The organism is Neorhizobium tomejilense (assembly GCF_964254135.1).
GTDB classification, from domain to species: Bacteria; Pseudomonadota; Alphaproteobacteria; order Rhizobiales; family Rhizobiaceae; genus Neorhizobium; species Neorhizobium tomejilense.
This window is the reverse complement of the sequence record NZ_CAXUSO020000001.1, coordinates 2,649,298-2,674,129: the sequence shown is the minus strand read 5'-3', so window position 1 is coordinate 2,674,129 and position 24,832 is coordinate 2,649,298. Positions and strand designations below refer to the sequence as shown.

The window sequence follows — 24,832 nt, the reverse complement described above, 5'->3', positions numbered from 1 at the left end:
TGAGTTTCACGAACATTTAAGATTTGTTGAAATCGCCCGGCTTTCCCTGGCCTGCAAGAGCAAAGACGTCGGCTGCCGCGCGCTGCGTGGCGATGGAACAAGCCTCCGCACTTCCTCTTTTCGAGGCATCCGGCGGGCTTGCGAGGGCGATGGCGATGGCCGATAGTGGCTCACCATTTCCTCGACGCGCGGAGGTTTCCCATGAGCAACCACTTGAAATTCTTCATCGACGGTGTCTGGGTCGAGCCGGTCATTCCGGTCGCGCTCGACGTCATCGACCCGTCCACTGAGGAGGCCTATACGCGGATCGCGCTCGGTTCCAAGGCGGATGTGGACAAGGCCGTCGCAGCCGCCAAGGCCGCTTTCGCGTCTTTCTCTCAGTGGTCGAAGGAGGAGCGGCTGGCGCTGCTCCGCCGCATCCTTGCCGAATACGAAAAGCGTTACGAGGATATCGCGCAAGCCGTTTCCCAGGAAATGGGCGCGCCGATCGGCTTTGCCCGGGACGCGCAGGCCGCCGCCGGGCAGGGGCATCTCAAGGCGACCATCGAGGCGTTCGAAGCCTACGAATTCACCGAGACGCGCGGCACGACGACCATCGTGAAAGAGCCGATCGGCGTCTGCGCTCTGATCACGCCGTGGAACTGGCCGCTCAACCAGATCGTCTGCAAGGTGGCACCGGCGATTGCCGCCGGCTGCACCATGGTGCTCAAACCCTCCGAGATCGCGCCGATCAGCGGCATCATCTTTGCGGAAGTGATGGAGGCTGCCGGTACGCCGAAAGGCGTCTTCAACCTCGTCAACGGCACCGGTCCGGACGTCGGGCAGGTGATGGCCGGCCATCCGGATGTCGACATGGTGTCCTTCACCGGCTCGACCCGCGCCGGCGTGATCGTCGCCAAGACCGCCGCCGATACGGTGAAGCGCGTGGCGCAGGAGCTCGGCGGCAAGTCGCCCAACATCATCCTGGCGGATGCAGAATTCGAAAAGGCGGTGGCGGACGGCGTGACCGCCTGCTTTGGCAATTCCGGCCAATCCTGCGACGCGCCGACCCGCATGCTGGTGCCGGCCAGGCGTCACGACGAGGCACTTCAGGTTGCCAAGGTTGCGGCTGAAAAGCTCAAGACCGGCGATCCGCGCGCCGACGGCATAGATCTCGGCCCGGTGGTCAGCCAGATCCAGTTCGACAAGATCCAGCGGCTGATCGAGGCGGGCATCACCGAAGGTGCGACGCTGGTCACCGGAGGCCCCGGCCGGCCGGAAAATCTCAACCGCGGTTATTATATCCGCCCGACCGTGTTCGGAAACGTCACCAACGACATGACCATCGCCCGCGAGGAGATTTTCGGGCCGGTCTTGTCGATCCTCCCTTATGAGACAGAGGAACAGGCAATCGAGATCGCCAACGACACGCCCTACGGGCTTGCCGCCTATGTCCAGTCCGGCGACCTTACCCATGCCCGCAAGGTGGCGGCGCGGCTGCGGGCCGGTTCGGTGTTCATCAACTATCCCGAATGGGATCTCTTCGCGCCCTTCGGCGGCTTCAAGCAATCCGGCAACGGCCGCGAATACGCCGACTGGGCCATTCACGACTTCCTCGAAATCAAGGGTATCGTCGGTTATGGCATTTAAGACCTTCAATCCTCCCTCCGTCCGCAAGCCGTTCGGCGGCTATAATCATGGTTTGCTCGTCCCACCGGGCGCAAGCCTGCTGGTGACCTCCGGCCAGCTCGGCATTTCGCCGGAAGACAGGATCCCGCCGGACGTGGCAGGGCAGGCAGAACTCTGCTTCAAGGCAATCGGCGCGATCCTCGAAGAGGCGGGCATGACCTATTCGGACGTCATCCGCATTTCCGGCTTCGTCACCAGCCGCGAGGATTTTCCGGCCTATATGGCGGCGCGCGACCGCTATACGCTCGATCCGAAACCGGCCTCGACCCTGATCATCGTCGGTGGCTTCACCCGCGCCGAATTCCTGGTCGAAGTGGAGGTGACGGCGGCGAAGGTGTTTTGAAGCAACGCCGAATAGAGAAACCTCTCCCGGGTCATCCGCATCGCGGGCAGGCCGCATATATTCAGTCTTTGTTGATCACGTATTGTCTTGTTGTGGCGATGGCGGATGCATTTGCGATTTTACGCCGAATACCGTCCTCGATTTTAAATATTCCTTGAGCTGAACCAGGTATCTCTTGCTCCAGGGTTTTTTATTGGGGGTTTTCTATGCGTCGTATCGTAATGGGAGCCATGGCGCTCTTCTGTGCGCAATTTCTCGCACCCGCTGCTTTTTCTGCAAGTCTTGTTGCCAGCGTCAGCCTCTCGTCCCAGACCATGACCGTCGAGCAGGATGGCGTTGTGGTTTATGAATGGAAGGTCTCGACCGCGCGTTCGGGTTATTCGACGCCGACGGGGAACTGGGGTGCCAAGTGGCTGTCCAGGGATCATCGTTCGCGCAAATACGACAACGCACCGATGCCGTTTGCGGTGTTCTACAACGGCGGTTATGCCGTCCATGCGACCTTCGAGACGAAGCGGCTGGGCCGGCCTGCCTCGCATGGCTGCATCCGCCTGCATCCTGAAAACGCAGCGACATTCTTCTCGCTCGCCAGCCGGCACGGAGTGTCGAACACACGCATCGTCGTCAGCCGCTAGATTTCGCTTCAATAACCGCAGCTTCTGAGCTGCGCTTCGTATTTGGCGGCCATGCCGGCGGATTTCTGGGCGGTCTGCTTGACGCCGTTGCCGAACTGGCCGCGTGCGTAGCCGGCCTGGCCGGTGTAGTAGGCGAGGTAGAGGTTGTAGCTGTCGGCGAGCGGGATGCCGTTCTTGAGATGGCTCTGGTTGTGATACCAGCCGACGAAATGGACGGCATCGCCGAAATCGGTGCGGCTGGCGCTCCAGCGGCCGGTATCCTTCTTGTAGCTCAGCCACGTGCCGTCGAGAGCCTGGGCGTAACCATAGGCCGTCGAGGCGCGCGTCCAGGGGATGAAGCCGAGCAGCTTTGTGCGCGGCGGCCGGGCATAGGGCTGGAAACCGGATTCCACATAGATCGTCGCCATCAGGATCGGCACCGGTACGCCGAATTCCCGCTCCGCCTTCTTGGCGTCTCGCGCCCAGTTGTTGAACAGCCCGTCGCGCTGCTCGAAGATCGCGCAGGCATTGGTGACCCGGCTTGGCGCAGACGCGCAGGCAGACAGGGACACGGTCAGGAGGGCGATGAAAAACGCAGTACGCATCGCTTAATCTCTCGGTTTCCAGAGATTAATAACCGGTAAAATTTAAGGAAAAGTTTAATGGTCGGGATGAGATGTCGGTGGCGCTAAATAAGCGCGGCCGGCAAAGAGATTTCTGACGATGACGCCGAGCGCAGTCGTGGCCGCGATGCCTTCCAGACCAAGCCCGATTGCCGGCGCGACCAGCGTCAGGACGGCAAATACCGCGAGCGTGAAGCGTGCCGGGCCGATGCAGACATACCGATCGCGCACGAACCACAGGCTCGCCAGATAGATCGCAACGGGGATCGCCACCGCATAGTCGCCGACGAGGATGGAGACCTCGGAATGGTGGGTGATGATGTCGACGAGCACGGCAAAACCGGCGCCGACCGCGGCGCCTGAGGTGAAGATGAAGAAATGGCCGTAGCCCCAGAGAAGCGAACGTCTCAGGTGATGGCTGTCGAGTTGTTCCTCGCGGGCAAAATAGACCCACCAGAGCGAAAAGACGATGACCAGGGCCGATAGTGCCGTATGCACCAGCATGAGGTTGAATTCGCCGGCGAACTGGCGCAACGCGATGGAGCCGGCAAGCAGCGTCTCGCCGAGCACGATGATGTTGAGCAGGCCGTAACGTTCGACGATGTGGTGGCGATGCCAGGGTGTGTTGGCGGTCAGCCGTTCCGCGACGGCCGGCACGGCCAGTTCCAGAACCACGGCGAACGCCCAGAGGATATAGGATACGCCGAAGGTAAGGGGCTGCAGGAAGAGGAAGCTCAGCCAGAGAAGCTGGACGAGGAAGATCCCGATCGCATAACCGAGCGCGGTGGGGCGGCAGCGAGGGTCGTGATAGGCCGCTCGTAGCCACAGGATGATCATGGCGATGCGCATGACGGCGTACCCATAGATCACCAGCGTGAAATCCGGCGCCTCTGTAAAGAGTGCCGGAATGCCGGCGGCAATCGTCAGCGAGCCGCCCATCAACACCATGGTCAGCAGCCGATAGACGACGTCGTCATTGTCATAGGCAGACGAGAACCAGGTGAAATTCATCCAGGCCCACCAGATGGCGAAGAAGGCCATGATGAAGGTCATCACGCCCTGTGCCGCATGGTTTTCGGCAATCGCGTGATGCAGCCCGGCCGCGGCGGAAGCGATCGCGATCACCGACACGAGGTCGAACAGAAGCTCGAGCGGAGTTGCGACCCGGTGGTGCTCGTCGGGATCCCGGGGATGCAGGGGACGCAGGATAGTGGCGAGTGGTGAAGCTTGCTTCGTCATCGTTTGCCTGCCCCCGAGCATCAAGATTCGCGATCGAGGGAAATAGCGCAAAAAAGCGTGTTCAAGTAAAGAGTGGCAGGCGATATCGCGATGATCGAGGCTTGGGATGCGCGACGTTCTTGAGACGGAAAGGCTGATATTGCGGGAAATCGGAAAAGCCGACCTGCCGATCTTGTTTCGCATCTTCGGTGATGCCGAGAGCATGCGCTTCTACCCGCGCGCCAAGAGTTTCAAAGAGACCGAGGCATGGTTCGAAAAGCTCGCCTTCCGGAGTTATGAGGAACACGGTTTCGGTCTCTGGGGTGTCGTCGAGAAGGTGACCGGCGAGCTGATCGGTGATTGCGGCATTACACTTCAACCGACGCACCATGGCTTGGAGCCGGAGATCGGCTATCATCTCCGGCGCGAGTGGCTCGGTTGCGGTTATGCCTTCGAGGCGGCCGCTGCCTGCCGTGATTTCGGTATGGGCGGCCTCGGTTTCGAGCGGATCGTCTCGATCGTCAGCCCGGAAAATATTCCGTCGCTCCGCGTTGCGGCGAGGGTCCATCAGCGGTGGGAAATCTACCGGACGGTGACAGCGGCCGGGGCGGAGGTGGACCGGTTTCTGTTCATCTCGGAGCGGGATGCATCGGACGCAGACGACCCGGATGCGGCCACGCGGGTTGCAATGGTCGAGGCGGAAACCTCGCGTCTCGGTGAGGCCCGCGGGATTGAAGATAAGAATGAATTTTATTGGGGATCAGGTGTTGTCGGCCGCCGCGAGGCAGGTGCGTCCTAGGAGCGGAAGGACGTGATGACGCGTCCCGTCAACCGAACCATAGGACACGACAATGACTTCCAAGATCATCGTTTCACAATACATCTCGCTCGACGGCGTCATCCAGGATCCGGTCGGCATGGAGAATTCCGGCCTTGGCGACTGGACGGGTCCCTTTACCCGCGGTCCGCACGGCGACCGGTTCAAGCATGCCGAGTTGTTCTCCGTATCCGCAGTGTTACTCGGCCGCACGACCTACGACGGGTTCGCCGCCGTGTGGCCGCGGGTGAAGGACGAGGAGGGGTTTGCCGACCGGATCAACGCAATGCCGAAATTCGTCGCATCCAACAGCCTTTCGGACGCCGCCTGGAACAATACGACGGTGCTGTCCGGCGATGTCGTCGCAAAAGTGCGGGCGCTGAAGGAGACGCTCGACGGAGACATCCTGATCTACGGCAGCGCCGGGTTGGTGCATTCGCTGATGCCAGCGGGGTTGATCGACCATTATAACCTGATGGTCTATCCGACCGTGCTCGGGCGCGGCACCCGGCTTTTCCCGCAGGGGTATTCCCTCGGCCAGCTGGTGTTCATCGATGCGCTGCCGTTCAACGACGGCATCGTGCATCTGCGCTACGCGGTCTAGAACCGCTCCATCTCGCGCCGCACCTTGTCGAGGAAGGCGGCGCGTGTCTCCGGCGTGCAGTTGTTCATGTCGTAGTGGGCCAGAAACGTCACTGGCCGGGCAGGGTTGGTCTGTACCCGCAGAACGCGTTTCGACAGCTTTCGCGGCGGGTCGCCGGCGAGGAAGGCGCGCCAGCGGGTGGCGCCGTAGGTGGTGACCACCGCCACCTTGTCGATATGCAGTTTTCGCGTCAGCTTGCCGTCCTTCAGCTCGAAGGTGATGCCCGGCAGCCAGACGCGGTCGAAATAGCCTTTCAGCATGGCCGGCCAGCCGAAATTCCAGACCGGCGTGACGATCACCAGTCCTTCGGCCGCCTGCAGTCGGTCGACATAGGGTTTCACCAGCGACAGGTTGTTCGGGTAGTCGTGATAAATCATCCGGTCATGGCGAGACATGACCGGATCGAAACCTTCGGCATAGAGGTTGCAGTCGTCCACCTCGTGGCCGGCTTTCAGAAGGCTTTCACGCGCCTGCCTGTGCAGGGCGGCGCCATAACTTTCTTCGACCGGATGGGAATGGACGAGCAGGACACGCATCAGCCACCTGCTGCGGCAAGGCCCGGGAAGAGGTAGTTCTTGCCGGCGGAAAAATCGAAGTCGGGATTGTCCCAGGCGATCATCTTGCCGGGGTTGAGCAGCCCCTTCGGATCGGTCTCCTTCTTGAATGCGAGCTGGACGGTGTCCGTCTGCTTCATGCCGCCTTCTTCCAGCGTGTAGCGGTGCGGGTTGAAGATCGGGCAGCCGTTGTCGCGGTGGATCTGCATGATCTCCTCCAGCCGCTCCCTGGTCGTGTAACGGACGAGAGGCAGGCCGGAGCACTGCATGCGACCGTCGAACTTGATGAATTCCAGATGGCCCGGCACCTCGTCGCCAAACAGTTTCGTCATCTTCTCGACCTTGGCGACGTGGTCCGGCCCCGGATACTGGACCTGGAGATAGGTGAAGCCGGGATCGACTTTCAGGGCGCGCAGCGTCGTGTGGTTCCAGGCGAGTTCATAGGCATGCGGAATGCCCTTCATGCTTTCCACCTTGTCGGAGCGGAATAGGATCTCGCCCTTCTGGCGCTCGGCAAAGGCGGTGAAGGCATCCATCGAATGCGGCGCGATCATCAGCACGACGATCGACTGGTTGCGGTCGCGCAGGAACGGCTTGTGGCGGGGAAAATAGTCGTAGGGGATCGGGGCTGCGATCGGGGCGATCTCCTTGATCAGCAGGCCGTTCTTGTGGGCCAGCGCATCGCCGAAGCGCACCGCATCCATGAAGTCGTCGTAACCGACCAGCACGTCCACCCAGCCATAGGCGGGTGCCAGCGGCATCTCGACCTCGACGATGATGCCGTTGGTGCCATAGGCGTGGGTCACCTTCTGCAGGTCCCAGGCGGTCAGGTCGAGCACGCGCGGTTCAGCCTCCATGGTGACGACGCGCAGGCGCAGGATATTGCCGAGGTCGCGCAGGCCGCCCCAATGGATCGAACCGACGCCGCCGGAACCGCCGGCGACAAAGCCGCCGATCGTCGCCGTCTGGGCGGTGGAGGGGTGGAAGCGCAGTTCCTGGCCGGAATGGGCCTTTGTCTGGCGGTCGAGTTCAGCGATCACGATGCCTGGCTCGGCGATGACGCGGCCCGGATGGATTTCCTTGACCTTGTTCATGTTGATGAGGTTGAGCACGATGCCGCCGGAAAGCGGCATCGCCTGGCCATAATTGCCGGTGCCGGCACCGCGCGGGGTCACCGGCACGCCGTGGGCATAGGCGACCTTCAGCACTCGGATCACTTCTTCCTCGCTTTTAGGTGAGACGACGAGATCGGCGGTGACGCTCTCGAGTTCTTCCTTGAGGATCGGCGAATACCAGTAGAAATCGCGGCTCTTCTGGCGCACCAGCGCCGGATTGTCCTCGACCGCGAGGCCTTCGAGTTCTTTCTTGATCTGTGCGTAATCCGGCATGTTCACTTGTCCAAAATCGGGTCCAGGTCACGGTAATCCGGCAGGCGACGGTCGATGCCCATGCCATTCCGCATCACGATGCGGTCGGCCTGCGGACGGGAAAGGAATTCGCTCCAGCGGCGCGCGCTGAACAGCACGAGGTCGGCGGGGCCACCTTCGGCTATGACGCCGATATCCGGCCGGCCGAGGATTTCGGCGGGCGTCGAGGTGACGACGCGGGCGGAGGTATTGAGCGGGTGGTCGAGATGCAGGATGCGGACCGCCTCGCGGAAAACCTCGACCGGATCCATGTCGCCATAGGCATAGAACGGATCGCGGGTATTATCGGAGGAAACAGCGGTTTTTACACCGGCGGCCGTCAATTCATGGAACAGCGTGACGCCGCGCCAGCGCGGGGTGCGGCCGGCATGGCGGTCCTGCAGGTACATGTTGCACATCGGCAGTGACACGACCGAGATGTTGGCCTTGGCCACCTTGTCGATGACACGGCCTGCGGCCTCGTCGTCCTGCCGTGCCAGCGAGCAGCAATGGCCGACGGTCACCGAGCCTTCGAAACGGTTGCGGAGTTTTGCCTCGGCAATGGCTTCCAGGGTCAGGACCTGCTTGTCTTCCGTCTCGTCCACATGCAGGTCGATGTCGAGGCCATTGTCGGCGGCAGCCTTGAAGAGCGTATCGAGGATCCGCTCGAAATCCGGCAGGATGCGGGTGGCGCCGCCGAGCAGCCCGCCATAACGCTTCGTCGTCGCGACGATGCCGCCGAAGACGCTTTCGTCGAGCACGTTTTCCAGCGGCAGCAGGGCGACAGCCTGCAGCGCGATCCGATCTTTCCATTCAGCGCGAATCTCGTCGAACAACGGAAAGGAGATATCCGGCTGCGGCGGGATGCTGTCGAGATGGGTGCGGATCAGCTTCGTGCCGTGAGCATAGGCGCTTTTCAGCGAAAATTCGAAGCGGGCGCGGATATCCTCGGCCGTCCAGTTGGCGATCCGGTCCTCGCGCACATTCATCAATGCGCCTTCGAACGTGCCGTCCGGGTTGGGGCGGCGGTCCCAGAAATGTCCCTTGTCGAGATGGGTATGCATGTCGGCGAAACAGGGCCAGACCATGCCGCCGCGCATATCGGCGGAGACCAGATCGGCGGGCGCCGAGCCCTTTGGCAGGATCGCTTCGATCTTCCCGTCCGCGATGACGAGATCGGCCTCCATGAGGCCGTCCTTTACGACAGCCGGCAGGCCCTTGACGAGGACGGCCGGCAGCGTCGCATTGGTGAGCGCGAAACGGCGGGCGTCGGGAAGCGTCACGAACGCAGTCATCAGTTTTCTCTTTTCAGGCTGCTTTCATGCCAGCGATGCAGGAAAAACCAGGAGATGAAGGAGGTGATCGCAAAAATCACCACGCCGAGCAAGGAGAGCAGGATCAGTGCCGCAAACAGGCGCGGAATGTTGAGGCGATACTGGGATTCGAGCAGCCGGAAGGCAAGGCCGGAGCCTGCGCCCGCCGAGCCCGCCGCGAACTCCGCAACGACCGCCGCGATCAGCGCCAGGCCTCCGCCGATCCGAAGCCCCGTCATGAAATAGGGGAGCGAGGAGGGGAGTTTCAGGTAGAGCAGCGTCTGCCAGCGCGAGGCACCGTAGAGATCGAAGAGGTTGAGCAGGTTGTGGTCGACGCTCTTCAGACCCTGGACCATGTTCGACAGGATCGGGAAGAAGGCGACGAGGAAGGCGCAGATCAAAAGCGCCACCTGGGTCGTCGGCGCATAGATGAGGATCAGCGGCGCGATCGCCACGATCGGCGTCACCTGCAGGATGACCGTAATCGGATAGAAGGCCGTCTCGATCCATTTCGACTGGATGAGGAAGACGGCGATGCCGACGCCGCCGATCAGCGCCAGCGCCAGCGCCTGCATGGTGATCTGCGTCGTCACCCAGAGAGCGGGCGAGAGCGTGCCCCAATCGTTGTAGAGCGAGTTCGCGACCGCCAGCGGCCCCGGCAGGATGTATTGCGGAATGCTGTTGACGGTGATGATGAACTGCCAGAGGAGGACGAGGCAGACCACCACGCAGATCGGGACGAGGGTGCGCAGCAGCGTATCGCGGTTGCGGCTGAGGAAGCCCGGCTGCGGCGGCACGAGGGCGGTATCGGTGTCGGCCATCAATGTTCCTCCCCGCCGATTGCTTCGATGAGCATGGTCGAGACCTTTTCGCAGGCCTGGCGGTATTCTTCCGAGGTGCGGTAGCGGGCATCGCGCTCGAGGCTCGTGACCAGCGGGAAATCCGCATGCACCCGGCCGGGCCGCGCCTTCATCACTACGATGCGGTTGGAGAGGTAAGCGGATTCGAACACGGAATGGGTGACGAAGATCACCGTGATGCCGGTCTCGCGCCACAGACGCAGCACGTCGTCGTTGAGTTTCTGGCGGGTGATTTCGTCGAGCGCCGCGAAGGGCTCGTCCATCAAGAGCAGCTTCGGCTTGGTGACCAGCGCACGAGCGATCGAGACGCGCATCTTCATGCCGCCAGAAAGTTCGCGCGGATAGGCGTCGGCAAAGTCCTGGAGGCCGACGGTCGCCAGCGTGTCCATGATTTCGTCGCGGGCGGCGGACTTGGAGACGCCGCGCAGTTTCAGCGGCAGGTAGACGTTGCCGAACACCGTCTGCCACGGCATCAGCGTCGGCTCCTGGAAGACGAAGGAAATATCGCCTTCGGGCAGGCCTTTGGAGTTGATGCGCGAACTCGGCCAGTCGATCGTGCCAGTCGAGACGTCGCCGAGCCCGGCAATGATGCGCAGTGCCGTCGATTTGCCGCAGCCGGAAGGGCCGAGCAGACTGACGAATTCGCCCCCCTCGACCGTCAGCGACATGTCGGAGAGCGCCAGCGTGCCGCTGGAGAATGTTTTCGAGACGGAGCGCATGACGACCAGCGGGCGTCTGCGTGTCTCCCCGGGGGCGGGGATCAGCGGGGCTTGGGACATGCTCATTGCGGGCCTTGAACTTAGTCGGGACAGGGCGGCAATTCCCTCTTTCCCGTGACAGGCACAGCAAAGAGGGAATGAACCGTTGCGCTCTTCCGAGACTACTTTTTCAGCGCCATGCCGACGCCCTTGCAGACGAACTTGGTGGAATAGGCCTTCTTGTAATCGAGGTCGGCCGGCTGGACACCGATCGCTACCATGGACTCGAAGAACTTCTTGTAGCGCTCGTCGGTGATGCAGCCGATGCCCTTGGTCTCGGCGTCGCCCGATACGACGATCCCGTATTCCTTCATCTTGGCGATGGAATAGGCGAGCTGGCCATCCGTCATTTCCGGATTGTCCTTCTTGATCAAGTCGTTGGCGGCTTTATTGTCACCATAGAGATAAGTGTACCAGCCTTCGAGCGAGGCATCGACGAAACGCTGCACGACATCCGACTTCTTGTCGATCATCGTCTGCGTGGTGGTGATCATCGTCGAATAGGGGCCGTAACCGGCATCGGCGATCAGGAAGACTTTTGGTGTCCAGCCGGCTTGCTTGCCGATCTCGTAGGGTTCGGAGGTCAGGTAACCCTGCTGTGCGGAAGCCTTGTCGGCGATGAAGGGGGCTGGGTTGAACGTGTAGGGCTTGAACTGCTCGTCCTTGAAGCCTTTGAAGTTCTTCTTCATCCACTCGAAATAGGTGGTGTAGCCTTCCTTGGCCATGAAGATGGTCTTCATCTTGGCAAGGTCCGCGAATGTCTCGACGCCCGCGTCGGGATGGGCGAGCAGGACCTGCGGGTCCTTCTGGAAGATCGAGGCGACGCTGACCAGCGGGATGCCCTGCTTGACGGCATCCATGTCGCCGAGCGGGCCGCCCATGTAGAAATCGACCTTGCCGGCGATCAGGAGTGAGCGGTTGGCGGCATTCGGGCCGCCCTGCACGATCTTCACCTTCAGGCCGCGCTTTTCATAGGTGCCGTCGGCGACGGCCTGGTAGAAGCCGCCATGCTCGGCCTGGGCAAGCCAGTTGGTGCCATAGGAGACTTCATCGAGAGCCGCGGCCGGCTGAGCGCCCAAGGCCACCGCCGAAAGGCCGACGGCAGCAAAAAAACTCTTCATCATCAAAGATTTGGACATGTTGCTTTGTTCCCCTGTTAAACCGTGCGGCATCGTGAGAGCAGCTTATGGTGAGCATTTGTACGGTTGCGTTGCTCTTTGAAAAGCATCAAAATTCGTTCACATTGATGCCTTTAGGGCAGCGCTCGAATTTTAATCTGCCAAATTGTGGTGCATGATCAAAAAACATGCAACGAGGGGCTTCGAAGAAAATGCTGCACTCGCGAAAACTTCAATATATCGACGAAATCGCCCGATGCGGATCGATCCGCAAGGCGGCGGCCCGGCTGAACGTCGCGTCGTCGGCGATCAACCGGCAGATTCTGGCCCTGGAGGAAGAGTTCGGGGCGCCGCTTTTCGAGCGGATGCCGCGCGGGCTGAAGCTGACGGCAGCCGGGGAACTCTGCATCGAGCATATTCGGGAGGTGCTGAAGACCTATGAGCGGATGGAAGCGCGCATCCGCGGCCTCAAGATGCCGCAGGCCGGCAAGGTGACGCTGGTTTCGACGGTCGGGCTTGCGGCAGGGCCGCTTCCCGAGATCATAGCCCGCTTCGTCGCGCAGCATCCCCGCGTGCGGGTTCTCCTGCGCAACGACGGGCCGTCGAACACGATGCAGCCGGTGATCACGGGGGAGGTGGATTTCGGGCTCGGCTTCAACATCCCCGCGACGCCCGGCATCCGCACGCTCGCCAACTTCGACATACCGATCGGCGTCGTGATGCCGCCGGGGCATCGGCTGGCGGCGGAAGAAGGGCCGGTCGACCTTGCGGATGTCGTGCAGGAACCGCTGGTGCTTGCACAGTCGGGCACCAGCCTGCGCAACATCATCAATCTGGCGCTATCGCCGCTGTCGATCGCGGTGGAGCCGCTGGTGGAAAGCAACGCCTCGGAAATGCTGAAGAAGCTGGTCAAGGCGGGCACGGGCCTGACGCTGCTCAATCCCCTCGACGTGCTGTCGGAATGCCGCCGCGGCGAGCTGATCTTCCGGCCGATCGCCAACCCGCACGCGCGCCACCAGCCGATGAAGCTTTTCGCCCGCGCTCGCACGACGCTCGATACGGCGACCAGCCTGTTCGTGGAATTCCTGCTGTCGGAACTGGCGGCCATGGTGGCCGAATTGCAAGCCAAGGGCCACCTGCCGCCCCAGCCGCATGGCCGGGACGCGCAACGCGACGAGGGCTAGCGGGAATAGAGCTCGTCGAGCGGGAAGGTTTCGAATTCCCGCAGCATCTCGATGAAGCCCGCGACCTGATGGCGGCAGATAGCGGCGCCCTTTTCGGCGGTGCCCTTCGAGGCGTCGCCGACGACGCCGTTGGGGTTCAGGTCGTGCGCCACCCAGGACAGCACGTGCGGCGGGGCCGGCTGCATGTATTTCGAGCGGCTTTCCGCCTTGGAGACGAAGTTCTGCGCGTTCTCCATCCGCACCAGTTCGGGGCGGAAATGCAGCATCAGCGAGGTTTCGACTTCGCCGCCATGGATACCGTATTTCTGCTCGTGTTCACTGATCAGGCCCGGCGGGTTGCCGAAGCGTCCCCATTGCGTGCCGATCACCGCCATCTTGTAGCGGACACGCAACTCGCGGCCGACAATGCTCATGATATCGACATTGCCGCCATGCGAGTTGACGAAGACGAGCTTCCTCACTCCGGCTTCCGCCACCTTGGCGCCGATCGCGGTCCAGGCGGGGATCAGGATTTCCGGGCCGAAGGAGAGCGAGCCGGGCCCATAGACGTGTTCGTTCGCCTTGCCGATCTCCTGGGTGGGAAGCACCAGGAAATCGAGGTTGTCGGGGCGTTGCGCCTTCAATTCCGCCAGCATGCCGTTGGCGATCGCCACGTCGGTTGCGATCGGCAGGTGGGGGCCGTGCTGTTCGGTCGAGGCGATCGGCAGGATGGCGATGGTCTTGTCGGGCGAAAGGCCGGCGAAATCGAGTGAATTGAGTTCGTTCCAGTAAAATGGCTTGCCCATGCTGTCCTGCCTTTCTGCATCTCGTTTTTGAGGGTTAGGAGATCGGGCACATCTCGAAAAGCATCAATTTCCGCCTACTCCGCTGCCTTTTTGAGCACGCTGTTTCGAGCCTTCTGTATCAAGTCGGGAAAAAAAGCCGATTTCACTAAAATTGCAGCTATCCGTTTAAGCGCCCCGAAAAACCCGAGCGCTAGGGTGAACTCATCCAAGAAACGGCATCCAAGCCGCCTGAAGAAAAGGGTGCAGCCATGATCAAGAAGCTCATCATTTCCGCCGTGGTCCTGACGGCGCTGATTGTCGGCAAGGAATCACGTGCAGCGGGTGTTGGCGGTTTCGCTCGCGTGCTGTCCGAAAATGTGGCGTCCGAACGCCATGACGGCGCGATCATCGACATGCCGGTCGATCCGGCGCCGAGCCAGATCCGCGAGCGCCGCCCCATCATTCCGGCCTATCACCACATCTGATCCGGAGCGTCTCTCCTGCGCTCCCGTCCGTTGCAGCACGACGGACCGGCCCGTCTCCCTCTTCGGGGAGGCGGGTTTTCGCGATTCGGCAATCGGGCTGCTTCAAGCTTCCAAAATGATTCCGCAGGCCTCCGGAACGCGTTGTATTTAATTGAATATTTAACGTTCTACGCGAAGTTGGGGCCTCTTTCCCGTGCAAGTCCGGAAAGCCGCCGAACCAGCCAACCCCGCGGCGGTTGTTTGAAATAAGGAGTGATGCAGGTGCGGATTTCGATCAAGCATACTTTGATACTGGCTTTTGTTGTCTTGAGCCTGGGCATTTTGGGTCTCATGGGCAAGATGCTGTCTGAGGAGATAGGCCGCTACCGAAACTCCACCCAGCTCTCCGAACTGGCACAGCTTGACGAAGCCCTTTTCAATGCATTGCTCGGGCTGCGCGGCGAGCGCGGTGCCATCTCATCCGCCATCAAGCTGGAACCTGCAGAGGTCGCGTCCAGCCGCAAGAACATGGATACCGGCCGCGAATCGATGGACAAGGCCTTTTCGGCGGTGAAGACCCTGACCGCCGACGTCGAGCAGGCAAGCCTGCGCGGTGCGATCTCTCCCGTCCTCAGCGCCTATACGCAATGGGCCGGTTACCGTGCAAATGTGGATACGGCGCTCACACAGGCGGTCAAGGATCGCGATCCGGCGCTCGGCAAAGCCGTGCTCGGACTTGCCGATACGATGCTGACCGATCTCGAAAAGGCCGCCAATCAGGTCGAGGCCACCATCAATGCGCGCGGGCCGGGGATGATCATGTTCACCCAGATCCGCTCCCTTGCCTGGACGGCGCGCACCCAGCTCGGCACCGCCAACTCCACCTTTGTCAGTGCCCTAATCGCCAAACAGCCGCTTGCGGCAGAGAAACTGACCGAAATTGCGGTTCAGGATGCGCGCGTGGCAACCGCATGGGATGTCATTACCCAGCTCTCCAACGCGGACACGACCCCGGAGAAGATCAAGACGCTCCACCGGACTGCACAAACGACCTATTTCGGCGGGCCGTATGCCGAGCAGCGCAATGCTGCCCTCAAGGCATTCCAGGCCGGCAAACCCTTCGACATGGCGGTCGACGACTGGCGTAAGCCTGCCGCGCCAGCACAGTCTTCGATCGCCGATATGGCCTCTGCCTCGCTCAACGAGATGACGAGGCTGACGGCAGAAGAGGCTGCTTCCGCAAAGCAATCCATCATCGTCTACAGTGTTGCGACCGTTATCGCTTTTGCGCTTTCGCTTCTCGGCATCTACACCGTCATCGTGCGGATCGCCAACCCGATCAGCCGGTTGACGGGTGTGATGCGGACGCTCGCCGGCGGCGACCTTTCCGTCGAAATCCCGGGTGCTGCCCGCACCGACGAGATCGGCGACATGGCGCGCGCCGTGGAAATCTTCCGCGAGGCTGCGCAGCAGAACCGCCAGCTCGAGGCGGATGCCGAACACTCCCGCAAGGCGGCCGAGGCCGAACGCATCGAATTCCAGCGCCGCGCAGAGTCCGAAGCCGAGGAGCGGCTGACCCAGGCCACCTCGGAACTCGCCTCCGGTCTGCAGCGCCTTGCTGCCGGCGATCTGCTGTGTGAGATCGACAAGGAATTTTCCGCGCAGTTCGAAACCTTGCGCCATGACTTCAACAGCTCGGTCCGCCAGTTGCGCACCGCGCTCGAAGGCGTGAACCGGACCGCCCAAAGCGTTCGCAGCGGCAGCGACGAAATCTCGACCGCGTCCGACCAGCTTTCGAAGCGTACGGAGCAGCAGGCTGCATCGCTGGAAGAGACGGCGGCGGCGCTGGAAGAAGTTACCACCAACGTGAAGCAGACCTCCGAAAGGGCGAGCGAGGCACGGGAAATCGTCCGCGATGCGAGCTCGCGCGCGCAAAACTCCAGCACGGTCGTATCCAACGCGGTCAACGCGATGCAGAAGATCGAGATGGCGTCGAACCAGATCAGCCAGATCATCGGCGTCATCGACGAGATCGCGTTCCAGACCAACCTGCTTGCCCTCAATGCAGGCGTGGAAGCTGCCCGCGCAGGCGAGGCGGGCAAGGGATTTGCTGTCGTTGCCCAGGAAGTCCGCGAACTGGCGCAGCGCTCGGCCAAGGCCGCCAAGGAGATCAAGACGCTGATCGGCAATTCCGAAGCCGCCGTCAACCAGGGCGTGGTTCTCGTCAATGATACCGGCGACGGTCTCAAGGAGATCGCCAAGCTTGTCGCGGCGGTCAACCAGCATATGGAGGCGATCGCCATCGCCGCAAACGAGCAGGCGTTAGGTCTCTCGGAAATCAACACGTCCGTGAATCACATGGACCAGATGACCCAGCAGAACGCCGCCATGGTCGAGGAAATGAATGCGGCCGGCGCTTCGCTGGCGCAGGAAAGCAGCCGCCTTTCCGAACTGCTTGCGCGCTTCGAAGTAAGCCGAAACAACGTACGCGACCAGCGCTCGTTCGCCCCCGGACGACTGGCGATGGCCAGCTGAGGTGCAGCTCCGAACAGCCGGCTCCCCAGTGCCTTTGCAGGCGGCGGGATATCACCGGTCGAGGTTGAAACCGCCGGCTCCCTTGCAGGGGCCGGCGGTTTTCGTTTCCAGCAGGACTACCGGTCCATATGGGATTTTCCCCATTCGGCGATAGCGATGCCGCCGAGCGCCAGCGCCAGCGCGACGACATGGAAGAGCTGCAGGCTCTCGCCGATGATGGCGACCGAGAGCAGCGTGCCGAACACCGGCACGAGATTGATGAACAGCCCGGCCCGGTTGGCGCCGATCTCCTCGACGCCCTTGATGTAGAGCACCTGCGCGATCAGCGAGGCGAAGATGCCCGTATAGAGAACCACGACCCAGCCTTCCGCATCCGGCCAGATCAGGCGACCGGCCGAATATTCCCAGAATACCAGCGGCAGCGAAAAGACCATCGCGAAAAAGGCGGGGACCGCCATCAGCGTCCGCCAGTCGATCTTCGGGCGCCATCTGAGCGCCACCGTGTAGATCGCATAGGCGACGACCGCGATCATCATGATCGCATCGCCGAAGTTGACGGTCAGCGTCACCAGGGCGCTCAAGTCGCCGTGGATGGCGGTGATGATGCCGCCGAGAAGCGTCAGGGTGAAGCCGAGGATCTGCGCCCAGGAGACCTTCATCCGGAACAGGGCGAAGTTGATGACGAAGATCAGCATCGGGATGACCGCCTGTTCGACCGTCACGTTGATGGCTGTCGTGTAATTGACGGCGGTATAGAGCGCAGCATTGAAGACGACATAACCGACGACGCCGAGGAAGAGGAGAATCGGTAGGTTCTTCCTGACGACCGGCCAGTCCTTGATGAACTGCGGCACGGAGATGGCGAAGATGATGGCGACGGCGAAAAACCAGCGCCAGAAGGTCAGCATCATCGGGCTCACATGGCCGACGGCGAGCTTGCCCGCTACCGCATTGCCGCCCCAGGCCAGAGTTGCAATGACGAGCGAGAGATAGGCCTTTTTATGCAAGATGGTCTCCGGCGCCGGAAAATGACGGTGATTTCAGGAAATAACGGGCGGGAATAGCGTGTAGTCCACGGTTTTGTCACGTAAAAACCACGCCCGAGTGACAAACAGGTCGCTTTCCGTTGGCCGAGGCTTTATAGATGCGGCCGTTTGCAATGCCTCTGAACGGTTTCCATCCGCCAAAGGCGGTGCATGTAAAATCAAACTGGCGCATCGACCGTATATCAATATTGATCTACGGAAGGTGTGCGTGTGGTCGCGTGGGGCTTTGCCCGCAATACAGGAAGCACAGATGACGAATGTAGTCGTGGTTGGTTCGCAATGGGGTGACGAAGGCAAGGGCAAGATTGTCGACTGGCTTTCCGAACGTGCCGATATCGTGGTGCGTTTCCAGGGCGGTCACAATGCGGGCCATACGCTCGTCATCGATGGCGTCAGCTACAAGCTGTCGCTGCTGCCCTCCGGCATCGTCCGCCCGGGCAAGATCGCGGTGATCGGCAATGGCGTCGTTCTCGATCCGCATGCGCTGCTGGCGGAAATCGAAAAGCTGGGCGCACAGGGCGTGAAGGTCACGCCCGAGAACCTGCGCGTCGCCGACAACGCCACGCTGATTCTCTCGCTGCACCGCGAGCTCGACGGCATGCGCGAGGACGCCGCCTCCAACAGCGGCACCAAGATCGGCACCACCCGCCGCGGCATCGGCCCGGCCTATGAGGACAAGGTCGGCCGCCGCGCGATCCGCGTCATGGATCTTGCCGATATGGAGACGCTGCCGGGCAAGGTCGACCGTATCCTCACCCATCACAACGCGCTGCGCCGTGGCCTTGGAGAGAAGGAAGTCTCGCACGAGGCGATCATGCAGGAACTGACCTCGGTCGCCGACCGTGTGCTGCCCTTCCGTGAAACCGTCTGGGAACTGCTCGACAAGCAGCGCCGCAAGGGCGCGCGCATCCTTTTCGAAGGTGCTCAAGGGTCGCTGCTCGATATCGACCACGGCACCTATCCGTTCGTCACCTCGTCCAACACGGTCGCGGGCCAGGCGTCCGCCGGCTCCGGCATGGGGCCGGGCGCGCTCGGCTATATTCTCGGAATCACCAAGGCCTACACGACTCGCGTCGGCGAAGGCCCGTTTCCGACCGAGCTGAAGGACGAGATCGGCCAGTTCCTCGGCGAGAAGGGCCATGAATTCGGTACGGTCACGGGCCGCAAGCGCCGCTGCGGCTGGTTCGACGCAGCGCTGGTACGCCAGTCGGTCGCCACCAACGGCATTACCGGCATCGCGCTCACCAAGCTCGACGTTCTCGACGGCCTCGACGAATTGAAGATCTGCGTCGGCTACATGCTCGACGGCGAGCAGATCGATCATCTTCCTGCAAGCCAGGGCGCCCAGGCTCGTGTAGAGCCGGTCTATGTCACCCTCGAAGGCTGGAAGGAATCGACGGTCGGGGCTCGCTCCTGGGCGGATTTACCGGCCCAGGCGATCAAATATGTCCGCCAGGTCGAGGAATTGATCGGTGCCCCGGTTGCCCTACTTTCCACCAGCCCGGAGCGGGACGACACCATACTTGTGACCGACCCGTTTGAAGATTAAAGTCAAGAATTGATTACCATTCGGCCGGCCTTCGGGCCGGCTTACATGAGAAAGTGCTGATGGCTGATTTTGTAGCGGTGATCCGCCGCGCCGTTGACGGTCTGGCGAACAATACGCCGGAGATGCGTGCGAAGGTTTATGAAAAGGCTCGTGGCGCCGTGCAGCGGCAACTCGAGAACATGAAGCCGCGTCCGCCTGAAGACATGCTGCGGCGGCAGCTCGACAAGCTCGAAGCCGCCATCGTCGACGTCGAGAGCGAACATGCCGAAGCACTGGAACCGATAACCGACGGCGCAAGTGCCGCAGATGCCGAGACGGCCGGTGAGGCTGCTCCGGCCGAGCGGGTCTCGGAATACCAGGACGACCAGCTGCACGCTGCCGAACCGGCTCAGGCGCCGGAAGAGACGCAGGCCGCATCCGAATCAACTCCCTCCGCTCGCGCAGAACGGCCCGTCTTTTACGAAGACGGTTATGAAGAGCCGGTACCGGCCGTCGCCCATGCCGAACCCGCCGAGCCGGAGCCGGTCGCGCAGGAACCTGCCGACGTGGAGCCTCCGGTCTCCGAGCCGGCCGTCCTCCACGAGGAGGAAGAGGCAACGGCGGTTTCCGATCAGCAGGAACCCGCCCAGCAATATGGCGACTGGCGGGACGACGTGCCGTCGGAAGAGGCGCCAGTCGAGGCGGCGCGCTACGATCATTCCGAACAGGCGCCCGAACCGTCGCAGGCTTTCGACGAGAGCACGATCGAATTCCCGACGGCCGCACCCCTGACTGCCTCGGAGCCGGTTGTGCCGGAACCGGTCGATGTCGCCGAGCCGGCCGATTCGGCTGTGAGCGAATCGACCGACGACGATTTCCCCTATCCGACACGCGGCGAGCAGACTGCCCAGCAGGACGCTCCCGAGTTCGTGGAGGCATGGCACAGCGAACCGCATCCGTTTGAAGATCAGCATCCGGTCGAGGACCGGATGGAGGTCGAACAGCCTGTCGAGGCTCACCATGCGCCGGAACCGGCCAAGCCGGCAGACGAGGATTGGGGCTGGGAGGTGCCGGCCCCGGCCGAGCCTCCGCAGCCGAGCCAGGAGACGGTCGCCGCCGCTGCATGGAACGATGTGCCGGAACTGATCACGGCCGGTCCTGTCGTGCCGATCGATCATGCGCACGGCACTGCAACTCCGGCCGACGCTCATTTCGATCCGGAGACTCATGTGTCGGCCGATTCGGTCCGCATGCCGCCGGTCGCGGATCTCCCGGAGCTCGCGGAGCAATCCACTGCGGCGGCAGGAGTGGCATCGGCTGCCGGCATTGATCCCTTCGCCGAATATCTCGATGAGCAACAGTCCAAGAAGGCCACTGCCGCGCCGGCGAAACCGGCCGACAGCGATCCGTGGGGTGATCTCGAGGAGCTGATCGGCTTCAACAAGGATGCTCCGTCCTCTTCGGGCGGTGGCGCGCGCAGCACGCTCCACACCGATGCCGATGCGGACGATCTGATGCATGCGCCGGCCAGGCCCTATCGGGTCACTCCGGTGCGCAAGCGCAACTATGCCGGCATCGTGCTGGCGATCGTCGGTCTGGCACTTGTCGGCGGCGGTGGTTATGCGATCTGGCTGAACCGCGACTCTCTGAACGACATGGTCGACGGCCTGATCCAGTCGAGCCTGCCCGGAAGCCAGACGGCGCAGCAGACACCGGCGCCCGCACCCGCGACACCGCAGCCCAACCGCGCCCCTTCGACGCCTTCTAATCCTTCGACACCGCCACAGAACGGTGCGGCCAATACGCCTGCCGCGCCGCGAACGGCGGACGGATCGACAGCCGGGACCAAATTCACGCAGCGGCTGATGGCTGACGGCCGCGAGGTTGACGAGGGACCGGGCGTCACCGCCGGCCTGGCGCAGAATGCGGAAGGCCAGTCGGTAGCGCAGCTCAATGCTCCGCCCGCCAATCCTCCGGCGCAACCGGCGCCGGCTCCGGGCGCACCGGCTGCAGCCCCGCGCGCGCCGAACGGCAGCGCCAATGCGGTACCGCCTCAGACGCCACCGGCGGTGCCGGCTCCGAATGCAGCCACGCCGCCCGCCAGCCCGCCCTCGGCGGCTCCGGCGAATACTCCGGCGGTCGCAGGCGAAAAGATGTTCCTTTATGAGGAGCGGATTGGCCAGACGGCGCCGACGGCCATCGAGGGCTCGGTCTCTTGGTCGCTGCAGCGTGAGGCAGGCGCCAACGGCCGGCAGGAACCGGTCGTCCAGGGACGTATCAACGTGCCGGGCAGGGGCCTGACGGCGCTGATGACCTTCAAGCGCAATACCGACCCGTCGCTGCCGGCAAGCCACCTGGTCGAGATCGTCTTCGCTGTGCCGCCGGATTTCGAAGGCGGTGCGATCGAAAGCGTGCAGCGCATCGCCATGAAGGCGAGCGAGCAGGATCGCGGCAACGCATTGATCGCGGTGCCTGCCAAGATCACCGACGACTTCCACATGATCGCGCTCAACGATTTCCCGGATGCACGCTCGACCAATCTGGAGCTCCTGCGCAGCCGCAACTGGATCGACATCCCGATCGCCTATCGCAACGGCCGCCGCGCGCTGCTGACCCTCCAGAAGGGGCCGGAAGGGGAGCGCGCCTTCAACGACGCGATCCGCGAATGGGGCACGCTCGGAGCGACCGCTAGCGGGCAGTGACCAAGCAGGCCCTGCTTGGGTGCGGACGAGATTGACGTACTACGCTGAGCGTAGTACGTTCATCCATGATCAAGTCGTGGGCGAATAGTTCTACCCGCCGCTTTGCCGAGGACGGCAAAGCCAAGTTTTCGGGGATGGACGAAGAGGCCGCGATCGAGTTGCTGGCGGCGCTCCACGCGGCATCGTCCCTCAACGATCTCAGCCCATTAAGGTCCGTCGGCCTTCACAAACTTTCCGGAAATCGCTCAGGGCAGTGGGCAATGACGATCAACGGGCCGTGGCGAATCTGCTTCACGTTCAGGGATGGAGATGCCTGGGATGTGGAGATCGTCGATTATTATTAGGAAGGATATGCAGATGATGGCAATTCATCCTGGTCGCATTTTGAAACGCGAATTGACCGCGCGCAGTCTGTCGGCCAACCAGCTCGCTCTTTCACTCCGCCTGCCTTCAGGGCGGATCACCGACATCCTCAACGGAAAGCGCGGCATTTCTCCCGATACGGCCCTGAGACTGGCGCGGTATTTTGGAAACACCGCTCGTTTCTGGCTCGATCTGCAGACGGCCTATGAGCTTGCTCTTGCCGAACGAGAAAATGGCGCCCGGATCGCGGAAGAGGTAAAGCCGTCCGAAGCCGCCTGACGTTCCAGACAGTGTAGTCACCGGCTTCTAGAGAAGCGTATGGCCGGCGGCCTGCAGCAGTTCGCGGCCCTGCGGTTCGTCGGCCGTTTTGATCAGCAGGTGGTCGCCGTCGAATGTGGAGACCACGAAAATGCCGATGCCGTTTTCCGAGAGCGGCCGGATCACCGAGAGCACGATGCCGGTTTCTCCGAACTCGAACGGCCCCTGGAACTTGTAGCAGGTCCAGCCACTGTCCTGTTTGATGCCGGAAGGCACGCGCTCCTGGCGGCAGACGATAGAGAGTTCATCCTCGGTGCGGCTGATGCTGACGAAACCGTCGCCATCCGCCCATGCGGGGATGCGGTCGGCGGGTTCAAGCCTGGCGATGGCATAACTGCCGGCAAGTTTCCTGAGCGTGATCTGCGCTGCCATGCCTGCTTCTCCATTTCCGGTCCACGGATGCCGGATAAAGAAAAGGGGCCGCCGAAGCAGCCCCTATTTTGATTGTCAGCGTCGCGCGTGATTACGCGTCGACGACGCGCAGGGCGTTCGCCTGGGCGAGCGCTTCCTTCTGAACGGCTTCCTGCACCTTTTCGAAGGCACGGACTTCGATCTGCCGGACGCGTTCGCGGCTGATATCGAACTCGGACGACAATTCCTCGAGAGTTACCGGATCGTCTGCAAGACGACGGGCTTCGAAGATGCGGCGTTCGCGGTCGTTCAGGACGCTCAGGGCCTTGGCCAGCATGCGGCGGCGCGTATCGAGCTCGTCCTGCTCGATCAGCACGGCCTCCTGGCTTTCGTGGTCGTCCACCAGCCAATCCTGCCACTGGCCGGATTCACCTTCGGTGGCGCGGATCGGCGCATTCAGCGAAGCGTCGCCCGAAAGGCGGCGGTTCATGGAAACCACTTCCTCCTCGGAGACGTTCAGCTTGGTGGCGATTTCAGCCACCTGGTCGGGCTTCAGGTCACCTTCGTCGATCGCCTGGATCTTGCCCTTCAACCGGCGCAGGTTGAAGAACAGCCGTTTCTGGTTGGCGGTGGTGCCCATCTTCACGAGCGACCACGAGCGCAGGATGTATTCCTGGATCGAGGCCTTGATCCACCACATCGCATACGTGGCCAAACGGAAGCCGCGTTCCGGATCGAACTTCTTGACGGCCTGCATCAGGCCGACGTTACCTTCGGAGACGACTTCGCCGATCGGCAGGCCGTAACCGCGATAACCCATGGCGATCTTTGCCACGAGACGCAGGTGGCTGGTGACCAGCTTGTGGGCCGCATCCCGGTCGGCATGTTCGGCATATCGTTTCGCCAGCATGTATTCCTGCTGTGGTTCCAGCATGGGAAACTTGCGGATTTCGTCGAGATAGCGGTTGAGGCCGGCTTCACCGGCAGTAATGGAAGGCAGAGTATTGCGGGCCATAAAGCACCCCTTTCCGATCTATATATCGGCTCCCTTTTTGATCTTGCTGTACATGCTGAAGGCGAGCCAAGCGGCGCAGGTCATTTTCGACCCCACACCGACCCAAATGACAGATAAGTACGGCATAACAGTGATTCAAGTCATCACAGAAGCGTTATATCATTACAATATCGTAATATACAGCGCCTTGGTTTGACGCGCTGGGAAGCAAGACGACCGTGATCGCCCAGAATCCCAGTAGCGTATCTTTGTCTCACCCATCTCCGCCGGGTCAGAGACATTTGCGTTCCAGTCCATGCGCGTTGGAGCGGCGGTAGCGGCTGACATCGCCATAAGCCTGGCTGCGCGAGACGCCGATATCCTTCAACTGGTCGTCGGTCAACTCCAGCAGCGCCACACGGTTGCGGCGTTGGCGAATTCTTCTCACGATGGCTGCGACCACCCGGTGCAAGGGCGATGGCTCGGCCGATGCATCGTCGGCGGCGAGCGGCTGGCACGGCGCTGCGGGCGGGAGTTCCATGACAAGGTGATAGCGTTCCGATGCGCGGTCAAAGACCGCCCGGTTCTCGTTCTTCATGATCTTTCTCCTGAAGGGGGGCCGGCCAAATGCGCGCGGCTGGTGTCCAG

25 protein-coding genes are annotated in these 24,832 nt (G+C 62.0%); 12 read left to right on the top strand and 13 right to left on the bottom strand.

The genetic code is table 11. The features are described 5' to 3' along the window. Nucleotides 1-201: 201 nt before the first annotated feature. The 3 genes from ACSQ3G_RS13650 to ACSQ3G_RS13640 all read left to right on the top strand — a co-directional run bounded on the left by ACSQ3G_RS13650 (nt 202) and on the right by ACSQ3G_RS13640 (nt 2,646). Nucleotides 202-1,629, top strand: coding sequence for an aldehyde dehydrogenase family protein (locus ACSQ3G_RS13650; RefSeq protein ID WP_436110415.1), 1,428 nt, complete (start codon nt 202-204; stop codon nt 1,627-1,629). Further along, complete coding sequence (locus ACSQ3G_RS13645) at nt 1,619-2,011, top strand: RidA family protein (RefSeq protein ID WP_436110414.1); 393 nt, start codon at nt 1,619-1,621, stop codon at nt 2,009-2,011. The genes ACSQ3G_RS13650 and ACSQ3G_RS13645 overlap by 11 nt, the downstream gene beginning before the upstream one ends. 206 nt (nt 2,012-2,217) lie before the next feature. Next, complete coding sequence (locus tag ACSQ3G_RS13640; RefSeq protein ID WP_046635044.1) at nt 2,218-2,646, top strand: L,D-transpeptidase; 429 nt, start codon at nt 2,218-2,220, stop codon at nt 2,644-2,646. Nucleotides 2,647-2,654: 8 nt separating this feature from the next. On the opposite strand, the gene ACSQ3G_RS13635 is transcribed toward ACSQ3G_RS13640, so the two are convergent. Then, nucleotides 2,655-3,230, bottom strand: a complete 576-nt coding sequence (locus tag ACSQ3G_RS13635; RefSeq protein WP_436110413.1) for a transglycosylase SLT domain-containing protein — start codon at nt 3,228-3,230, stop codon at nt 2,655-2,657. 54 nt (nt 3,231-3,284) lie between these two features. Next, nucleotides 3,285-4,487 (bottom strand): low temperature requirement protein A, encoded by a 1,203-nt coding sequence (locus ACSQ3G_RS13630; protein WP_436110412.1) that lies wholly within the window; start codon nt 4,485-4,487, stop codon nt 3,285-3,287. A gap of 106 nt (nt 4,488-4,593) precedes the next feature. On the opposite strand from ACSQ3G_RS13630, the gene ACSQ3G_RS13625 reads away from it, so the two are divergent. Then, nucleotides 4,594-5,265: a GNAT family N-acetyltransferase gene (locus tag ACSQ3G_RS13625; RefSeq protein WP_436110411.1), complete on the top strand. Its 672-nt coding sequence runs from the start codon at nt 4,594-4,596 to the stop codon at nt 5,263-5,265. A gap of 52 nt (nt 5,266-5,317) precedes the next feature. Beyond that, complete coding sequence (locus ACSQ3G_RS13620) at nt 5,318-5,887, top strand: dihydrofolate reductase family protein (RefSeq protein WP_436110410.1); 570 nt, start codon at nt 5,318-5,320, stop codon at nt 5,885-5,887. On the opposite strand, the gene ACSQ3G_RS13615 is transcribed toward ACSQ3G_RS13620, so the two are convergent. The 6 genes from ACSQ3G_RS13615 to ACSQ3G_RS13590 all read right to left on the bottom strand — a co-directional run bounded on the left by ACSQ3G_RS13615 (nt 5,884) and on the right by ACSQ3G_RS13590 (nt 11,956). Continuing rightward, on the bottom strand, nt 5,884-6,462 hold the full coding sequence (locus ACSQ3G_RS13615; protein ID WP_436110409.1) for an NAD(P)H-dependent oxidoreductase: 579 nt from the start codon (nt 6,460-6,462) through the stop codon (nt 5,884-5,886). The genes ACSQ3G_RS13620 and ACSQ3G_RS13615 overlap by 4 nt on opposite strands. Further along, nucleotides 6,462-7,868 carry an FAD-binding oxidoreductase gene (locus ACSQ3G_RS13610; RefSeq protein ID WP_436110408.1) on the bottom strand — a complete coding sequence of 469 codons (1,407 nt, stop codon included), beginning with the start codon at nt 7,866-7,868 and terminating at the stop codon, nt 6,462-6,464. Before ACSQ3G_RS13610 ends, ACSQ3G_RS13615 begins: the two co-directional genes overlap by 1 nt. A 2-nt stretch (nt 7,869-7,870) precedes the next feature. Further along, nucleotides 7,871-9,181, bottom strand: coding sequence for a cytosine deaminase (locus ACSQ3G_RS13605; protein ID WP_436110407.1), 1,311 nt, complete (start codon nt 9,179-9,181; stop codon nt 7,871-7,873). Next, on the bottom strand, nt 9,181-10,020 hold the full coding sequence (locus tag ACSQ3G_RS13600) for an ABC transporter permease (RefSeq protein ID WP_436110406.1): 840 nt from the start codon (nt 10,018-10,020) through the stop codon (nt 9,181-9,183). Before ACSQ3G_RS13600 ends, ACSQ3G_RS13605 begins: the two co-directional genes overlap by 1 nt. Beyond that, nucleotides 10,020-10,844, bottom strand: a complete 825-nt coding sequence (locus ACSQ3G_RS13595; RefSeq protein ID WP_436110405.1) for an ABC transporter ATP-binding protein — start codon at nt 10,842-10,844, stop codon at nt 10,020-10,022. Before ACSQ3G_RS13595 ends, ACSQ3G_RS13600 begins: the two co-directional genes overlap by 1 nt. Nucleotides 10,845-10,939: 95 nt before the next feature. After that, nucleotides 10,940-11,956, bottom strand: a complete 1,017-nt coding sequence (locus ACSQ3G_RS13590) for an ABC transporter substrate-binding protein (protein ID WP_436110404.1) — start codon at nt 11,954-11,956, stop codon at nt 10,940-10,942. A 191-nt stretch (nt 11,957-12,147) separates the two neighbouring features. Here ACSQ3G_RS13590 and ACSQ3G_RS13585 point away from each other — a divergent pair, with 191 nt between their 5' ends. Next, the gene (locus ACSQ3G_RS13585; RefSeq protein ID WP_046635069.1) at nt 12,148-13,119 is read left to right on the top strand and encodes a LysR family transcriptional regulator; all 972 of its coding nucleotides are present in this window, start codon (nt 12,148-12,150) and stop codon (nt 13,117-13,119) included. Here the strand turns inward: ACSQ3G_RS13585 and ACSQ3G_RS13580 are convergent. Next, nucleotides 13,116-13,904, bottom strand: coding sequence for a creatininase family protein (locus ACSQ3G_RS13580; RefSeq protein WP_436110403.1), 789 nt, complete (start codon nt 13,902-13,904; stop codon nt 13,116-13,118). The genes ACSQ3G_RS13585 and ACSQ3G_RS13580 overlap by 4 nt on opposite strands. A 248-nt stretch (nt 13,905-14,152) precedes the next feature. Between ACSQ3G_RS13580 and ACSQ3G_RS13575 the strand changes: the two genes are divergently transcribed. Continuing rightward, nucleotides 14,153-14,368 carry a hypothetical protein gene (locus ACSQ3G_RS13575; RefSeq protein ID WP_436110402.1) on the top strand — a complete coding sequence of 72 codons (216 nt, stop codon included), beginning with the start codon at nt 14,153-14,155 and terminating at the stop codon, nt 14,366-14,368. Nucleotides 14,369-14,623: 255 nt separating this feature from the next. Then, nucleotides 14,624-16,882 carry a methyl-accepting chemotaxis protein gene (locus ACSQ3G_RS13570; protein WP_436110401.1) on the top strand — a complete coding sequence of 753 codons (2,259 nt, stop codon included), beginning with the start codon at nt 14,624-14,626 and terminating at the stop codon, nt 16,880-16,882. 116 nt (nt 16,883-16,998) lie between these two features. Here ACSQ3G_RS13570 and ACSQ3G_RS13565 read toward each other — a convergent pair whose 3' ends face one another. Continuing rightward, nucleotides 16,999-17,889, bottom strand: coding sequence for a DMT family transporter (locus ACSQ3G_RS13565; RefSeq protein WP_436110400.1), 891 nt, complete (start codon nt 17,887-17,889; stop codon nt 16,999-17,001). A 289-nt stretch (nt 17,890-18,178) separates the two neighbouring features. On the opposite strand from ACSQ3G_RS13565, the gene ACSQ3G_RS13560 reads away from it, so the two are divergent. The 4 genes from ACSQ3G_RS13560 (at nt 18,179) to ACSQ3G_RS13545 (ending at nt 22,800) form a co-directional block, all read left to right on the top strand. Then, entirely contained in the window at nt 18,179-19,477 is a 1,299-nt protein-coding gene (locus tag ACSQ3G_RS13560) for an adenylosuccinate synthase (protein ID WP_105400314.1), read from the top strand. A 59-nt stretch (nt 19,478-19,536) separates the two neighbouring features. Continuing rightward, on the top strand, nt 19,537-22,158 hold the full coding sequence (locus ACSQ3G_RS13555; RefSeq protein ID WP_436110399.1) for a hypothetical protein: 2,622 nt from the start codon (nt 19,537-19,539) through the stop codon (nt 22,156-22,158). Between the two features lie 65 nt (nt 22,159-22,223). After that, nucleotides 22,224-22,502, top strand: a complete 279-nt coding sequence (locus ACSQ3G_RS13550; protein WP_436110398.1) for a type II toxin-antitoxin system RelE/ParE family toxin — start codon at nt 22,224-22,226, stop codon at nt 22,500-22,502. Between the two features lie 13 nt (nt 22,503-22,515). Next, nucleotides 22,516-22,800 carry a HigA family addiction module antitoxin gene (locus ACSQ3G_RS13545; RefSeq protein ID WP_436110397.1) on the top strand — a complete coding sequence of 95 codons (285 nt, stop codon included), beginning with the start codon at nt 22,516-22,518 and terminating at the stop codon, nt 22,798-22,800. A 27-nt stretch (nt 22,801-22,827) separates the two neighbouring features. Here ACSQ3G_RS13545 and ACSQ3G_RS13540 read toward each other — a convergent pair whose 3' ends face one another. From ACSQ3G_RS13540 to ACSQ3G_RS13530, 3 genes are all read right to left on the bottom strand, one after another. After that, nucleotides 22,828-23,211, bottom strand: coding sequence for an ACT domain-containing protein (locus ACSQ3G_RS13540; RefSeq protein WP_436110396.1), 384 nt, complete (start codon nt 23,209-23,211; stop codon nt 22,828-22,830). A gap of 91 nt (nt 23,212-23,302) precedes the next feature. Then, on the bottom strand, nt 23,303-24,205 hold the full coding sequence (gene rpoH, locus ACSQ3G_RS13535) for an RNA polymerase sigma factor RpoH (RefSeq protein WP_046666717.1): 903 nt from the start codon (nt 24,203-24,205) through the stop codon (nt 23,303-23,305). A gap of 271 nt (nt 24,206-24,476) precedes the next feature. Then, entirely contained in the window at nt 24,477-24,782 is a 306-nt protein-coding gene (locus ACSQ3G_RS13530; protein WP_436110395.1) for a YjiS-like domain-containing protein, read from the bottom strand. Nucleotides 24,783-24,832 lie beyond the last annotated feature (50 nt).